This is a genomic window from Aliarcobacter lanthieri (assembly GCF_013201625.1).
In the GTDB taxonomy this organism is placed as follows: Bacteria; Campylobacterota; Campylobacteria; order Campylobacterales; family Arcobacteraceae; genus Aliarcobacter; species Aliarcobacter lanthieri.
Window position 1 is genome coordinate 951,606 of record NZ_CP053839.1, and the last position, 15,093, is coordinate 966,698.

15 protein-coding genes are annotated in these 15,093 nt (G+C 25.5%); all 15 read left to right on the top strand.

Annotated elements, in window-relative coordinates; all coding sequences use genetic code 11:
- The first annotated feature begins 2 nt into the window (after positions 1-2).
- The 15 genes from ALANTH_RS04750 (at position 3) to ALANTH_RS04820 (ending at position 15,090) form a co-directional block, all read left to right on the top strand.
- The gene (locus ALANTH_RS04750; protein WP_026807939.1) at positions 3-263 is read left to right on the top strand and encodes a HypC/HybG/HupF family hydrogenase formation chaperone; all 261 of its coding nucleotides are present in this window, start codon (positions 3-5) and stop codon (positions 261-263) included.
- On the top strand, positions 256-1,380 hold the full coding sequence (gene hypD / locus ALANTH_RS04755; protein WP_026807938.1) for a hydrogenase formation protein HypD: 1,125 nt from the start codon (positions 256-258) through the stop codon (positions 1,378-1,380). Before ALANTH_RS04750 ends, hypD begins: the two co-directional genes overlap by 8 nt.
- A 19-nt stretch (positions 1,381-1,399) precedes the next feature.
- Positions 1,400-2,548, top strand: a complete 1,149-nt coding sequence (locus ALANTH_RS04760) for an McrC family protein (RefSeq protein WP_026807937.1) — start codon at positions 1,400-1,402, stop codon at positions 2,546-2,548.
- Positions 2,545-4,020 (top strand): McrB family protein, encoded by a 1,476-nt coding sequence (locus tag ALANTH_RS04765; RefSeq protein WP_026807936.1) that lies wholly within the window; start codon positions 2,545-2,547, stop codon positions 4,018-4,020. Before ALANTH_RS04760 ends, ALANTH_RS04765 begins: the two co-directional genes overlap by 4 nt.
- Positions 4,017-4,865: an NAD(P)-dependent oxidoreductase gene (locus ALANTH_RS04770; protein WP_026807935.1), complete on the top strand. Its 849-nt coding sequence runs from the start codon at positions 4,017-4,019 to the stop codon at positions 4,863-4,865. The genes ALANTH_RS04765 and ALANTH_RS04770 overlap by 4 nt, the downstream gene beginning before the upstream one ends.
- Before the next feature lie 9 nt (positions 4,866-4,874).
- Positions 4,875-5,231, top strand: coding sequence for a nucleotide pyrophosphohydrolase (locus tag ALANTH_RS04775; protein ID WP_026807934.1), 357 nt, complete (start codon positions 4,875-4,877; stop codon positions 5,229-5,231).
- The gene (gene hypE, locus ALANTH_RS04780) at positions 5,232-6,230 is read left to right on the top strand and encodes a hydrogenase expression/formation protein HypE (protein WP_026807933.1); all 999 of its coding nucleotides are present in this window, start codon (positions 5,232-5,234) and stop codon (positions 6,228-6,230) included. It abuts the gene before it with no gap.
- Positions 6,230-6,571, top strand: a complete 342-nt coding sequence (gene hypA, locus ALANTH_RS04785) for a hydrogenase/urease nickel incorporation protein HypA (RefSeq protein ID WP_026803719.1) — start codon at positions 6,230-6,232, stop codon at positions 6,569-6,571. The genes hypE and hypA overlap by 1 nt, the downstream gene beginning before the upstream one ends.
- Before the next feature lie 91 nt (positions 6,572-6,662).
- Positions 6,663-7,385 (top strand): DUF4198 domain-containing protein, encoded by a 723-nt coding sequence (locus ALANTH_RS04790; protein WP_026807932.1) that lies wholly within the window; start codon positions 6,663-6,665, stop codon positions 7,383-7,385.
- Between the two features lie 7 nt (positions 7,386-7,392).
- The gene (cbiM, locus tag ALANTH_RS04795; RefSeq protein WP_026807931.1) at positions 7,393-7,998 is read left to right on the top strand and encodes a cobalt transporter CbiM; all 606 of its coding nucleotides are present in this window, start codon (positions 7,393-7,395) and stop codon (positions 7,996-7,998) included.
- Positions 7,992-8,474, top strand: coding sequence for a hypothetical protein (locus tag ALANTH_RS04800; RefSeq protein ID WP_026807930.1), 483 nt, complete (start codon positions 7,992-7,994; stop codon positions 8,472-8,474). The genes cbiM and ALANTH_RS04800 overlap by 7 nt, the downstream gene beginning before the upstream one ends.
- The gene (locus ALANTH_RS04805; RefSeq protein WP_034236833.1) at positions 8,471-9,115 is read left to right on the top strand and encodes a CbiQ family ECF transporter T component; all 645 of its coding nucleotides are present in this window, start codon (positions 8,471-8,473) and stop codon (positions 9,113-9,115) included. The genes ALANTH_RS04800 and ALANTH_RS04805 overlap by 4 nt, the downstream gene beginning before the upstream one ends.
- Positions 9,112-9,762, top strand: a complete 651-nt coding sequence (locus ALANTH_RS04810) for an energy-coupling factor ABC transporter ATP-binding protein (protein WP_026807928.1) — start codon at positions 9,112-9,114, stop codon at positions 9,760-9,762. The genes ALANTH_RS04805 and ALANTH_RS04810 overlap by 4 nt, the downstream gene beginning before the upstream one ends.
- A gap of 556 nt (positions 9,763-10,318) precedes the next feature.
- On the top strand, positions 10,319-11,512 hold the full coding sequence (locus tag ALANTH_RS04815) for an exonuclease SbcCD subunit D C-terminal domain-containing protein (protein ID WP_026807927.1): 1,194 nt from the start codon (positions 10,319-10,321) through the stop codon (positions 11,510-11,512).
- The gene (locus tag ALANTH_RS04820; RefSeq protein ID WP_026807926.1) at positions 11,509-15,090 is read left to right on the top strand and encodes an AAA family ATPase; all 3,582 of its coding nucleotides are present in this window, start codon (positions 11,509-11,511) and stop codon (positions 15,088-15,090) included. The genes ALANTH_RS04815 and ALANTH_RS04820 overlap by 4 nt, the downstream gene beginning before the upstream one ends.
- Positions 15,091-15,093: the final 3 nt, after the last annotated feature.

The window sequence follows — 15,093 nt, forward strand, 5'->3', positions numbered from 1 at the left end:
GAATGTGTTTATCAATTCCTTCTAAAATAAAAAGTATAGATAAAGAGATGAATTCCTGTATAGTTGATACTATGGGAGTTGAAAGAAGTGCAAGTTTAGATTTAATAGATCAAGAAGTTCAAATTGGAGATTATGTTTTAATTCATATTGGTTTTGCTATGAATAAAATAGATGAATTTGATGCTCTTGAATCACTAAAAGTTTATCAAGAAATTATAGATAAGATGGAAGAAAAAGAGAGGCTAGAATCTCAGAATGCCTAAAAAACTAGAACTAAAAGATTTATATGATGGTTTTAGAGATGCAAAAGTTATAAAAGCTTATAAAAAAATAATTGATGAAGATTTAAAAGATTACCCTAAAACTATAAATATTATGGAAGTTTGTGGTGGACATACTCATACGATTATGAAGTATGGAATACCACAATTACTAAATAAAAAAATAAACTTTATTCACGGACCTGGTTGTCCAGTTTGTGTTATGCCAAAAGATAGAATTGATAGTGCTTATGAGTTAAGTTTACAAAAAGATGTAATTTTGGTAACACTTGGAGATATGATAAAAGTTCCAGGAAGTAAGGGAAGTTTACAAAAAGCAAGAAGCGAAGGTGCTGATGTAAGATTTGTTTATTCTCCACTTGATTGTATAAAAATAGCAGATGAAAACAAAGATAAAACTATCATATTTTTTGCAATAGGTTTTGAAACAACAACTCCCATGACTTGTACTTTGATAGAGCAAGTTATAAAAAATGATATTAAAAATATTTTATTTCATATAAATCATATAACAGTTCCAGAAGTAATGAGAGTTTTAGTACAAGATGAAAACTGTAAAATAGATGCTTTTTTAGGACCATCACATGTTAGTGTTATAAGTGGAAGTAAAATATATGAAGAATTTCCTTTAACTTATAATAAACCAGTAGTTGTAAGTGGGTTTGAACCTGTTGATGTTATGCAAAGTATCTCTATGATAGTAAAACAGTTTATTGAAAATAGAAGTGATTTAGAAATAGAGTATAAAAGACTTGTTTCTTATGATGGAAATATCAAAGCTCAAGAACTTATAAATAAATACTTCAAAAAAGTTCCTTTTAAATTTAGAGGAATTGGAGAGGTAGAAAATAGTGGATATGAACTAAAAGATGAGTTTGATAAATATAATGCAAAAATAGTTTATAAAGAGATTTTGCCTACTATTGAAGTAAAAGAAAATAGAGCTTGCAAATGTCCACAAATACTAAAAGGTGTAGCAAAACCAACTGATTGTAAAATATTTGGAAATGTATGTACTCCAGCAAATCCAATAGGCTCTTGTATGGTGAGTAGTGAGGGTGCTTGTAGTGCTTACTATAAATATGGGAATTTGTTGTAAATTTTAAGTATAATCTATAATGCAAAATATAATTTATGAATATGAATTTATAACAAACGAAGAATTAAAAAATCATATTATTGATACAAAAGAGTTACATAAATACTTTACACTTGATTGGAAAGATTTAAAGGCTTCAAAATATTGTGGTATTTTAAATTTTGAAAGTCAAGATTTTTATATCTTGCCCAAAATATCAAATCATAATAATGAAAAAGATGCAGAACAAAATCTAAATATTTTTATCTATATGCTAATGTATGCTTATGATGTAAGATTATCAAACGAACAACTAGCAAGTTGTGCTAATCAAAAACACTCTATTTTAGAAGTTTTTGTTCAGATGTTTGCTTCAAATCTTTTGAGTGAACTAAAAAAAGGATTGTATAAAGAGTATATTTTAGAACAAGATAATCTTCCAGTTTTAAAAGGTAAGTATTTAATAAATGAAAATCTAAAATATAACTTTATAAGAAATAGAATTTATTGTGAATATGATGACTTTACTCCAAATAACAGCCTAAATCAGTTTTTTTTGTATGGTCTAAAATATCTTCAAAAATTTGTAAAAGACAAAAAACTTTTAAAACAGTGTGAACTAATTTTCGATGAAGTTGAGTATAGACAATTTGATATAAATAAACTTGAAAATATTCATTTTAATAGACAAAATCAAAGATTTAAAAAAAGTTTTGAAATAGCTATTTTACTTTTGAAACAACTTATTCCAAATTTCTCAAAAGATAAAAAATCTTTTGCTTTTTTATTTGATATGAATGTGTTGTTTGAGAAGTTTATAGCTAGAATTTTTAAAGAGTTGAATAATTCAGCTAAAATCCAAAATAAAAATAGTTTTGGTGATTTAACTTTAAAACCAGATATTATTTTAAATAATCAAATAATAGATACAAAATATAAAAAATTAAATAATATTGATGATATAAAACAAAGTGATAAACTTCAAGCTTTTGCTTATGGAATAAATTATAATGTTAAAAATGTGATGCTTTTATATCCAACGTATAAAGATGATATAGATGATAAGATAATTTTAGGAAAAGAAAGTATTGTTAATTTAAGTATAAAAACTATTGATTTAGGTTTTAGTGGTAATAATTTTGAAGATTATATTGAAAAAATTAAAAATAGGACAAAGGATAGATTATGAGTATAAAAGAAGATTTTAAAGATTGGTTAAGAACAAGAGTAGATACATTAGTTCCTTTAAGTTCATATCCGAATGCTTTAGCTAAATTAATACCTAATAAATTAATTAGTATAAATGAAAATTTATATAATGATTTATTTGATTGTTTAGATATTGAATATCTTAATGAATTATATAAAAGATTATCTAATGGTGGGGATTTACATAAATTTAATGCAGAAACTCAAAATAGAGTATCAAGTGCTGCAATTAAACAATATATAGAATTTCTTAAATCATTAAATATAAATTCTAAAATTAAACATTTAAAAATAAAAAATATAATGCTTTATGGTGCTCCAGGTGTTGGGAAAACTTATAACTATAAAAAATTAGTTTCTTTAATTGAAAGTGGAAAATATAGTGAAAATGATATTTTTAAGTCAATTATAGAAAATCAAAAATTAGATATAGATGTTGATGAAACTTTTGAAAATATAAAAAAAGATAATAGACTTGAATTTGTAACTTTTCATCAAAGTTACTCTTATGAAGATTTTATTGAGGGATTTAGACCTAGTGAAAATACTCATGTAGAATTAGAAGATGGTATATTTAAATTGATTTGTAATAAAGCAAAAAATCAAGTAAAAGAAACAAAGTTTCAACATATTTCTTTTGATGAAGCTTTCGATATATTAAGAACTCAATACATAGAAAATGAAATAGATAAAATATATAGTGTTTCTAATGTTGAAATAGTTATTCATGAATTTAAAGAAAAAACTATAAAAGTTCAATCTTCTAATGCAAAAGATACACAATATGTTAAAAAATCAGATTTAGAAACAGTTGTTCAATCAATACTTAACGATGAAGTTCAAAAACCAAGTGATATAAAAAATTTAGCTGTTAAAAAAGATACTATTTCTTTAGGTGGATTATATTATCCAATTGCTAAAAAGATAGTTGAAATAATTAATGATAATAAAAAAAATATAGAAGGAAAAGAAAAAAATTTCTATATTGTAATAGATGAGATAAATAGAGGAAATATCTCTAAAATTTTTGGAGAGTTAATAACTCTTATTGAAGAAGACAAAAGAAATGATTATGAAGTAACACTTCCTTATTCAAAAGAGAAGTTTAAAATACCTTCAAACCTTTATATTATAGCTACTATGAACTCAACAGATAAATCTATTGCTACTATTGATATAGCCTTAAGAAGAAGATTTACATTCTTAAAAATGAAACCAAATATAGATTTAGTTCCAGAAAATGCACAAGATTTATTTGAAAAGTTAAATAAGTATATAGAAAAAACTTTAGGAGAAGATTACAAACTTGGGCATAGTTATTTTATGCAAGGTTTAGATTTAGAATTTGTAAAAGAGTACAAAATAAAACCATTACTTGAAGAGTATTTTTATGGTGATGATGAAAATCATAAAAAAGCTTTAGATATTTTAAATAGAAAGGATAACTTATGAAAAGAGTAGCATTTATTGGTGTTGGTGTTATGGGAAAATTTATGGTTTCAAATTTGCTAAAAAAAGGTTTTGAGGTAAGTATTTATGCACGAAACAGACAAAAAGTAGAAGATGTTATAAAAGAGGGTGCTATTTTTTGTGAAAGTATAAAAGAGTGCGTAGGAAATAAAGATGCAGTTATCACAATAGTTGGTTATCCAAAAGATGTGGAAGAGGTATATTTATCGTCAGATGGTATTATAAATAGTGCTTCAGAAGGTACATATTTGATAGATATGACAACTACAACTCCAAGTCTATCTATAAAAATCCAGAAAAAAGCAAAACAAAAAGGTTTAAAAGCTTTAGATGCACCAGTTTCAGGAGGTGATATTGGAGCAAAAAATGCAACTTTATCTATAATGGTTGGTGGAGAGCAAAAAGATTTTGAATCATGCAAAAAAATTTTTGAAAGTTTAGGAACAACTATCGTTTACGAAGGAGTTGCAGGAAGTGGACAACATACAAAAATGGCAAATCAAATAGCAATAGCGGGAGTTATGGCAGGAGTTAGTGAAGCCATAGTTTATGGTCAAAAAGTAGGGCTTGATTTACCAACAATGCTAAAAAGTATAAGCAATGGAGCAGCTCAGAGTTTTCATCTTACAAATAATGCTCCTAAGATGTTAAATAAAGAGTTTGAACCAGGATTTTATATAAAACATATGGTAAAAGATTTAAAAATTGCCACAAGTGAAGTTCCAAATCTAAAAGTATTAAATGATGTTTTAGAGATGTACGAAACTTTAGAAAAAAATGGTTATGGCGATTTGGGAACTCAAGCTATTTGTAAATATTATGAATAAAGGATTTTTATGGACATAGAAAAAATAAAAGCAAGAATTCAAAAATTTAGTGATGATAGAAATTGGGAAAGTTTTCATAATCCAAAAAATTTAGTTATGGCATTAAATGGTGAAGTAGGAGAGCTAAATGAAATTTTCCAATGGCTAAATTTTGAAGAGTCTTTAAATCTACCTGATGATGTTTTAACTCATACAAAAGAAGAAGTTGCAGATATTGCTATTTATCTTATACGAATTTGTATGAAACTAAATATAGATTTAGAAGATGCTATATTAAATAAAATGACAAAAAATGAAGCTAAATACCCAGCTGAAACTTCGCAAGGTGGAAGTAAAAAATATAGTAAAAGTAGAGAAGATAAATAGATGACGAAAACAATTACTTTAGCACATGGAAATGGTGGATTAGAAAATAATGAACTTATATCTAAGGTATTTTATAAGGCTTTTAAAAATGATATTTTGCAAAATTGTGAAGATGCAGCAATAATAGAAAATGGAAAACTAGCTTTTAGTACAGATAGTTTTACAGTTAGTCCACTTTTTTTTAATGGAGCAAATATTGGAAAACTTGCTATTTGTGGAACTTGCAATGATTTAGCAATGATGGGAGCAAAGCCAAAATATCTTACTTGCTCAGTTATAATTGAAGAAGGTTTTGAAGTAGAGCAACTTGAAATCATAGTAAACTCGATGAAAGAAGAGTTAGTAAAAAATGAAGCAATTATTGTAAGTGGTGATACAAAAGTAGTGCCACGAGGTGCTGTTGATAAGATCTTTATAAACACAACTGGAATAGGAGAAGTTCTTTATAGTGGAATTAGCTCAAACAATATAACACAAGATGACTTGATACTTGTAAGCCGTGATATTGGCTCTCATGGGGCTACTATATTTACAGCACGTGAGGGAATAGAATTAAACTCAAATTTAAAAAGTGATTGCAACTCATTATATCCACAAGTAAAAGCATTGATTGATGGTGGTATTAAAATAACTGCTTTAAGAGATGCAACAAGAGGTGGCGTAAGTGCTGTTTTAAATGAGTGGTCGAAACAATCAAATATCTGTATAGAAGTAGAAGAAGATGCTCTTCCAGTAAGTGATGAGGTAAAAGGTATTTGTGAAATGTTAGGTTTTGAAGCAACAAATTTAGCAAATGAAGGAACTTTTGTTTTAGCAATTCCAAAAAAGTATGCACAAAAAGCAATAGATATTTTACATAATTTTGAAGAGGCAAAAAATGCTTGTATTATAGGAAAAGTAACAAGTCAATATCCACAAAAAGTTATATTAAACTCTTCTTGGGAAACAAAAAGATTTTTAGATACTCCAACTGGTGAATTACTTCCAAGGATTTGCTAATGCACGAGTATTCAATCGTTCAATCATTATTAGAAAGTTGTGAAGAACACGCAAGACAAAATGAAGCAAAAAAAGTTATAAAAGTAGTTGTGAAAATTGGAGTTTTAAGTGGAGTTGAACCAGAGCTTCTGCAAACTGCTTTTGATACTTTTAAAGAACAAACCATTTGTCATGATGCACAATTTTTGATAAATATCCAGAAAATTGAGATTTTATGTCATGATTGCCAAACAAAGTCAACTTTAGAAAAGCATGAGTTTTCCTGTCCAAAATGCCAAAGCACAAATTTAAAAGTAACTGATGGTGAAGATATGTATCTTATGAGTTTAGAACTAGATTAACTTTGTTCTAAAGATATATAAGAAATACTAAAATTTACTTTACATAAATAATTGGAAGATATAATTTTCAAAAAAAAACAAAAGGATACCTATGAAGAAAAGCTTATTAGCTCTATGTTTTGCAATGTATGCCAATGCTCATTTTTTAGCATTAATTCCAGCTACAGATAATGTTGTTGACAAGAAAGATGCAAATTTAAAAATTGAAACTATGTTTATTCATCCTTTTGAACAAAGTGGAATGAATATGGAAAAGCCAAAAGGTTTTTATGTAAATGATACAAAAAATTCTTTGAATATTACTGAAATAAAAAAATTTGGAGAGAAGGCTTGGACTACAAATTTTGATATAAAAAAGCCAGGACTTTATCAGTTTTTTGTACAACCAGAACCATATTTTGAACAAGCTGAAGAAGTATTCATAAGTCATGTTCCAAAAGTAATTGTAAGTGCTTTTGGAGTTGAAGATGGTTGGGATGAACCAATTGGTTTAGAGTATGAAATTGTTCCTCTTACAAAACCTTTTGCTTTATATTCTGGAAATATTTTTCAAGGAAAAGTTGTAAAGAATGGAAAAACTATCCCAAATGTACAAGTAGAAGTTGAGTTATATAATGAGTTTGGATTAAAAGCTCCAACTGAAAATCATATTACTCAAAGTGTAAAGACTGATGATAATGGTGTTTTTTCTTTTGTTATGAATCATAAAGGTTGGTGGGGATTTGCAGCTTTAATTGAAGAAGGTGAAAAAGAATATAAAGGTAAAAAATATCCAATTGAAAATGGTGCTTTACTTTGGTTAAAAGCATATTAGGATATATATGCATATAAGTGATGGTGTTTTAAGTCTAGAAGTAACAATAGTTTCTACTATTGTTTCTTTTGGCTTTTTAATTTATTCTTTTAAAAATCTTACAAATGAAAAAATATCTTTAAGCGCAGCTTTTAGTGCGTTATTTTTTATTGCCTCTTTTATACATATTCCTTTTGGATTTACTCAAATACACTTAATGCTTATAGGATTTATTGGGATTTTCTTAGGTAACTTAGCAATATTTTCAATATCATTGGCTTTAATTTTGCAAGCACTTCTTTTAGGATACGGAGGTATTAGTTCACTTGGAGCAAATATTTTGATTATGGGTGTATCTTCGTATGTTGTATATTTACTTTTTAAATTAGAGATTTTTAAAAGATTAAATGAAAAAATAAGATTTTTTTTAGTTGGATTTTTAGGAGTTTTTATAGCTTCATTGAGTCTTTTCTTACTTCTTATATTTTCAAAACAAGAATATGAAAAAGTAGCATATTCTATACTTCTTATAAATATTCCAACAATGATATTAGAAGGTGTAATTACACTATTTTTACTTATATATATTAAAAAAGTTATGCCAAATTTATTAAAAGGTACAAATATATGTTAAGATTTTTTATACTTTTATTTCCTATTATTTTATTCGCTCATAAAATAAATCTTTATTTAGATTTACAAGATGATAATCTTTATATAAATTCATATTTCGCAAATGCAAAGCCTTGTATAAATTGTCAATTTAAAATAGAAAATAATCAAAATAATATTATTTTTGATGGAACTTTAGATAGACAAGGAGAATATAATTTTAAAACAGATATAAAAGATTTAAAAGTTACAATTGATGCCGGAGCAGGTCATATTGTATCAAAAGAGATAAAAAATGATAATAGTTCAAAAAATAGTTTATTATCAAATAGTAATGTAAATTTAGAGCTAAATATATTAAAAGAAGAAAATACTGCTTTAAAACATAAAATTATAGTTTTAGAAGAACAATTAAACTATTTTGAAATTTTTAAAGTAATTTTTGGTTTATTACTTATATTTTTAATTTTTTTATTTGTAAAAAGAATAAAATCTTGAATCTTAATCCTGCAATATCTTTAATTTTAGCTTTTTTATATAGTTTACTTTTAAGTTTCTCAAATGTTGAAATATATTTTTTAATTCCAATTGTTTTTTTGTTTATTATAAATTTTAATAATCTTTTTAAAATATTAAAGAAACTATTCTTTTTAAATATTTTCATATTTGTTTTATCGTTATTTTTATATATAGAATCAAACTTTTATGAAGCTATAAATCTATTTGTTAGAGTAAATTTGATAATTTTATTTAATCTTTTGCTATTTTCCAATTCAAATGGATTTGATATTGTAAGAGGATTTTATATTTTAAAATTCCCGAATAAATTTGTATCAACTTTGTATTTTACTATCAAGATGATTTTTGAATTAAGTTTAGATATACAGAATATAAAAAATTCTTTAATAACAAGAAATTTTAAAGCTAAAACCAATATGTTTACTTATAAAACTTTTGGAAATATTTTTGGACTTTTATTTGTAAAAAGTATTTCTAGAGCTATGAATTTGAAATCAACTTTTGAATTACGACATTTTCAAGGAGATATTTTTCTAAGTGATGATTTTATAGTTTGTAAATATGATATTATTTTAATCTTTTTTATTTCTATAACTTTAATTCTAAAGGCATTTATATGAGTTGTACATTAAATTTAAAAAATATTTCATATAAAAAAGATGATAAAGTTTTATTTGAAGATATAACATTTAATTTAGGACATGAAGAAAAAATAGCAATAATTGGTACAAATGGTTGTGGTAAATCTACTCTTTTAAAATTGATTGTGGGATTAGAAAAACCAAATATTGGAGAAATATATCTTTTTCATAATTTAGTAAAAAACAAGAAAGACTATGAAAGATATAGAAGTGATATAGGCTATTTACCACAAGATGTAAGTAGCTTTTTCTTATCTATTACAGTTATTGAAGATATTATGTTTTCTCTTAGAGTAAAAGGTTTAAATAAAGATGAAGCTTATGCAAAGAGTATTGAAATATTAAAAAAATTAGATATTTTACATTTAGAAAATAGAGTAATATTTGAATTAAGTGGAGGAGAGCAAAAACTTGTAGCATTATCTTCCCTTTTGGTAACTGAGCCTAAAATTCTTCTATTAGATGAACCCACTAATGCCTTAGATGAAGAGAGTGAAAAAAAGATTTTAAATATATTAAACTCTTTGAATAAATCTATGATTATTGTATCACATCATAAAACTTTTATTGGAAATTTAACAAATACTATTTATAAACTAGATAATAAATCATTAATAAAAATTTAATGGTACCGTTGGTCGGACTCGAACCGACACTCCAGTGGAATACGATTTTGAATCATACGCGTCTACCAATTCCGTCACAGAGCCATTTATTTTTAATAAAATATTTTAAAAGTAAGTTGTTTACTTTTTTGCATACTCAACATCATAAAAAGCCCATAAAATAGTGTTTTGAGTAACAAAAATAAAGATTTTGAATTTAACATGTAAAACGATATAAAAGTACATAAAAGATGTATCTGTAGCAATTTTATTATATTTATTATGAAATTTAAGATATAAATGTATATAGCTATATACAAGATAATATAGTTAATTGTGTACCTAATTGTGTCTCATCAGAATAATTGATAATTCATATTTAATTTAATAAAATATGTGTGAAAAAATGAGAAATGGTAAATATGCAAATTTAATTAGTAAATAATATTATTAAATTTTTATTGTGTAAATTTAACTCCTTTATATGTAAATATAAATAAAAAATAACGAAATGTGTCAAGAATGTGACTATATTTATGTACAATAATTAAATAATTAATTACACAAGAATTTAAATATGAAGATTTTACATACATCAGACTGGCATCTTGGTCAAAACTTTATGGGAAAAAGTAGGGTAGATGAGCATGAAGCTTTTCTCTCTTGGCTTTTAAAAATAATAGAAGAAAAACAAATTGAAATATTGCTAGTGTCTGGAGATATTTTTGATACTGGAACTCCACCAAATTATGCTTTAGAACTTTATTATAATTTTTTAAAAGAACTATCAAATATCAAATCATTAATCACTACTATTATAACTGCTGGAAATCATGATTCAGTATCAACTCTAAAAGCACCAAAACAACTTTTAGAAGTTTTAAATGTTCATGTTATAACAACTGGTGATGAAGATGAAAATGTAATTATTCCTATATATAAAAATAATGATTTAATATCTATTGTTTGTGCTGTTCCATTTTTAAGAGATAGTGTTATTAGACAATCTCTTAGTGGAATAACAATAAGAGAAAAAGAGAAACTAGCAAATAGTGGAATTAAAGCTTATTATGAAAACTGCTACAAAAAAGCACTTGAATTAAAACAAGATAAGAATATACCAATAATTGGAATGGGACACTTAACAACAGTTGGAAGTAGAAGTTCTCAAAGTGAAAGAGATATTTATATTGGTGGAACTATTGATATTGGTGGAGATTACTTAGCTTCTATGTTTGATTATGTTGTTTTAGGACATCTTCATATAAATCAAGTTGTTGGAAATAATGAACATGTTAGATATTCAGGTTCTCCAATACCTCTTAGTTTTTCTGAATCAAAAAACAGTCAAAAAGTAAATCTTGTATCTTTTACTCAAAATGAAATGAGTATAGAAGAAATAGAAGTTCCGCTTTATAGAAAACTACTTGTCATTAAAGGTAATTATGAAACTATAAAAAATGAACTTACTAAAATTGAAGATAAAAACTCTTGGATAGAAGTTCATATATCTGATGATAATGCGATGTATGCAAATAATGAAATCAGACAACTTGCTTCAAAACTTGAACTAATACTGCTTGCTGTAAAAATAGACAAAAGTGAAAAGCAATTAAAAGCTAATGAATTAAAGGTAATAAGTTTAGATGAATTGTCAGTTGAACAAGTATTTGAAAAGAGATTAGAACTTGAAAAGTTAGAATATAAAGAGTTTGAAAAAGAACTACTTTTAAACTTTAAAGAAGTAGTTTCTAAGGTGCAAAGCCTATGAAAATCCTAAAAATAAAATCATTAAATATTAACTCATTAAAAGGTGAGTTTGAAGTTGACTTTGAAAAGTTTTTAAAAGATGAATCATTATTTGCTATTACTGGACCAACGGGTGCTGGGAAAAGTACAATTTTAGATGTAATTACTTGTGCTTTATATGGAAGAACTGCAAGATTATCAAATCCAAATGAACTTATGAGTAGACACACAGGGGAATGTCTATGTGAAGTAGAATTTGAAGTAAAAGGAAAAGTTTACAGAAGTTCTTGGAGTCAAAAAAGAGCTAGAAAAAGTCCTGATGGAGCATTCCAAAGTGCTAAAATGGAAGTTAGTGAATTAGAATCTGGAAAAGTTTTAGAATCATATCTTTCAAAAGTTCCAAAATATATAGAAGAGTTATCTGGACTTGATTTTGATAGGTTTATTCAATCTATGATGTTGGCTCAAGGAAGTTTTGATGCTTTTTTAAAGGCACGTGAAAATGAGCGTTCAAGTTTACTAGAAAAGATTACTGGAACACAAATATATAAGCAAATATCACAAGAAATATATCAAACTTATATTAGAAAAAATGATGAGATAAAATTAGATGAAAATTTATTAGGAAATATTGAATTATTATCAAGTGAAATAATTGAAGAAAAGACTTCAATTTTAAATAATTCAAAAGTTCAAAAACTTGAATTTGATTCTAAAGGAAATGAGCTAAAGAAAGTAATTAATTGGCTTGAAAATTTACAAAAGGTAGAAGCTGATAATACTAAGTATATACAAGAGTTTGAACAAATTACTATTGAAAAAGAGAATAAAAAAGAAGATTTTATCAGATTAGATTTAGCAAATAAAGCTTTAAATGTTCAGACAATTTATCAAGAAAAAAATTCTTTAACTCAAATAATAAATCAAGATAAAGAAAAGCTAGAAAAACTTCAAAAAGAGTTAGAAAATTTAAAACAACTCTTACAATCAACAACTAATGAATCATTAAAAGTAAAAGATGAATTAGATAAAGAAAAAATCTCATTTGATATGAACTCTAAAAAACTTAAAGAAGTAAGAACACTACAAACTAAAATTGAATCAAAACTTCAAAATATTAAAGAGTTAGAAAATAAAATAAGCTCTCAAAATGAACAAAAAATAAAACTAACTGAAGACTTAAATGTACTAAAAACAAATCAAGAGAAGATTGATAATGAGTTAAAAATTATAAATGATTATCTAATTAAAAATAAAAATTATGAATCATTAAAAGAAGAGATATCTTTAATCTCAAAAAATGTAAATGATTATAAAGATGTAATAAAACTTTTAAAACAAATAGAAGAAAAACTTCAAAATAACAGTTTAGATGAAAAGATTTTACAAGATAGTTTTAGTAAGGCAAAAAAAGAGTTTCATGAAATAAAAGTACTGTTTGATTCTAAAGATAAAGAGTATAAAGAGTTAGACCTTCAAACTTCAAATTTCAATCAAATAGAAGTAAATAATAGGGATAGATTAAAGAGTATTGAAAAATTAATCACTTCGATAGATGAATATAAAAGATTGATAAACAGTATTTCAAAAGAAAAAAATATCATATCTTCTTCAAAAGATGAATCAAAAACTATAAAAACAAATATAGAAGAAAAATCAAAACTAATAAATGAAATACAAACACATATACAAACTCTAAATGACAAAAGAGAAGTAGAACTTTTAATAGCAAAATATGAAAGTGACAGAGTAAATCTAAAAGAAGGCGAAGAGTGTTTCTTATGTGGTTCAAAAGAACATCCATTTGTAGATCATAAAATAAGTGTAAATGCTGATGAAACAACTTCAATAATCGCTCAAAAGAAGCAAATATTTGATGAAGAAAATAAAGCTTTACGAACTATTGAATTAAACTTATCAAAACTTGAAACTAAAATAGATACATCTACTTTAGAACTAAATAAATTATTAAAAAATAAAGAAGATATAGAACAAGTATTTAGTTCATTGAATTTCATTTTAACAGATGATTCTAAAACAAACTTAGAAGAAGAAAAGCAACTTTTAGAAGAAGAGTTACAAAACATAATAAAAATTAGAGATAAAAAAGAAAAAGTTCTAACTCAAAGGGATAATCTTCAAAAAGAGTTAAATACTAAACAAACTTTTGTTTCTCAAAATGAACAAGAACTTTATAAACTAAAAAGTTCAATAGATCAATTACAAAATGAACAAACTCAAAACATATCTAAAAAGCAAACTTTAGAGGAAGAACTTTCAAAAGTATATAGTAAATATGAACTCATATTTGATGAAAAGTTTGAAGAAAATTTTAGAATTTTAGTTGTAAGAAAAGATAGTTTTATTAAAAATGAAACATCGAAAAAAGAGCTTGATATAAAACTTCAAGGCTTAATAGTACAACTAAAGGAGTTTGATACAAAAATCATATCAATAGAGTCAAGTCTAAAAACAGATATTGAACAACTCTCTAAAATTTCTAATGAAACAAAAGAATTACAAATTCAAAGTAAAGCTATTTTAGATGTATCTGATTTAAATATTTTTGAAAAAGAGATAACAAGTAAATTTAACACTATCAATGAAAAATATAACTCTTTATTAAAAGAGTTAGTAAATCTAAATTCAAAAGATGAATCACTAAATACTCAAATAAATGAGTTAAATCAAAAACAAATCAATGATAATACAAAACTAGAAGAAACAAAACAAAAATTTAATAAAGCTCTTGTAGAAAATAGTTTTACTTCAAAAGAAGAGTTTGAAAAAGCACTTTTACCAAAAGAGTTAAGAGAAGAGTTATCTTTTGTGTGTAAAGCTCTTGAAGAAAAATATACTCAAATCCAAACTCTAAAAATAGACACAGCAAAAAAACTATCTGAACAAAAAGAGTTAAACCTAACAGATAAAGAACTTCAAACTTTAAATGATGAATTAAAAGAGTTACAAACTATTATTGATGAACTTCAAAAATCAATAGGAAGTTTAGAAAAAGAGCTTGAAATTAATGCAATAAACAATAAAAAACATGAAGATAAAATCAAAGAGTTAGAAAAGAAAAAAGAAGCCTTTAAAGTATGGATAAAACTAAATGAAATGATAGGTTCAGCAAGTGGAGATAAATTTGCCAAATTTGCCCAAGGTATTACACTAGACCAACTTATCTATCTAGCAAATAAACATCTACAAATATTAAGTCCAAGATATGAACTTCAAAGAAGTAGTGATTCAAGTAAGCTATTAGAAATAGAAATAATTGATGGTTTTCAAGGCGATGTAGTAAGACCTGTAAGTACGCTTTCAGGTGGTGAAAGCTTCATAGTAAGTCTTTCTCTTGCACTTGGACTTTCAGCACTTGCAAGTCAAAAAATAAGTATAGATTCACTTTTTTTAGATGAAGGATTTGGAACACTTGATAGTGATAGTTTAGAGTTAGCACTAAATGCACTAAATCAGTTACAAAGTTCAGGGAAAATCGTAGGTGTGATTTCCCATGTGGAAGCACTAAAAGAGAGAATTCCATTGCAAATTAGGGTGATGCCTAAGGGTGATGGGACGAGTGTTTTAAATTTAAATTAGAAA

Bases quoted from the DNA above. Each gene is read 5' to 3' on its own strand.
- hypE (WP_026807933.1), top strand. From the start codon at position 5,232: ATGACGAAAACAATTACTTTAGCACATGGAAATGGTGGATTAGAAAAT.
- hypD (WP_026807938.1), top strand. From the start codon at position 256: ATGCCTAAAAAACTAGAACTAAAAGATTTATATGATGGTTTTAGAGAT.
- ALANTH_RS04820 (WP_026807926.1), top strand. From the start codon at position 11,509: ATGAAAATCCTAAAAATAAAATCATTAAATATTAACTCATTAAAAGGT.
- cbiM (WP_026807931.1), top strand. From the start codon at position 7,393: ATGCATATAAGTGATGGTGTTTTAAGTCTAGAAGTAACAATAGTTTCT.
- ALANTH_RS04815 (WP_026807927.1), top strand. From the start codon at position 10,319: ATGAAGATTTTACATACATCAGACTGGCATCTTGGTCAAAACTTTATG.
- ALANTH_RS04750 (WP_026807939.1), top strand. From the start codon at position 3: ATGTGTTTATCAATTCCTTCTAAAATAAAAAGTATAGATAAAGAGATG.
- ALANTH_RS04760 (WP_026807937.1), top strand. From the start codon at position 1,400: ATGCAAAATATAATTTATGAATATGAATTTATAACAAACGAAGAATTA.
- ALANTH_RS04770 (WP_026807935.1), top strand. From the start codon at position 4,017: ATGAAAAGAGTAGCATTTATTGGTGTTGGTGTTATGGGAAAATTTATG.
- ALANTH_RS04810 (WP_026807928.1), top strand. From the start codon at position 9,112: ATGAGTTGTACATTAAATTTAAAAAATATTTCATATAAAAAAGATGAT.
- ALANTH_RS04775 (WP_026807934.1), top strand. From the start codon at position 4,875: ATGGACATAGAAAAAATAAAAGCAAGAATTCAAAAATTTAGTGATGAT.
- ALANTH_RS04765 (WP_026807936.1), top strand. From the start codon at position 2,545: ATGAGTATAAAAGAAGATTTTAAAGATTGGTTAAGAACAAGAGTAGAT.
- hypA (WP_026803719.1), top strand. From the start codon at position 6,230: ATGCACGAGTATTCAATCGTTCAATCATTATTAGAAAGTTGTGAAGAA.
- ALANTH_RS04800 (WP_026807930.1), top strand. From the start codon at position 7,992: ATGTTAAGATTTTTTATACTTTTATTTCCTATTATTTTATTCGCTCAT.
- ALANTH_RS04790 (WP_026807932.1), top strand. From the start codon at position 6,663: ATGAAGAAAAGCTTATTAGCTCTATGTTTTGCAATGTATGCCAATGCT.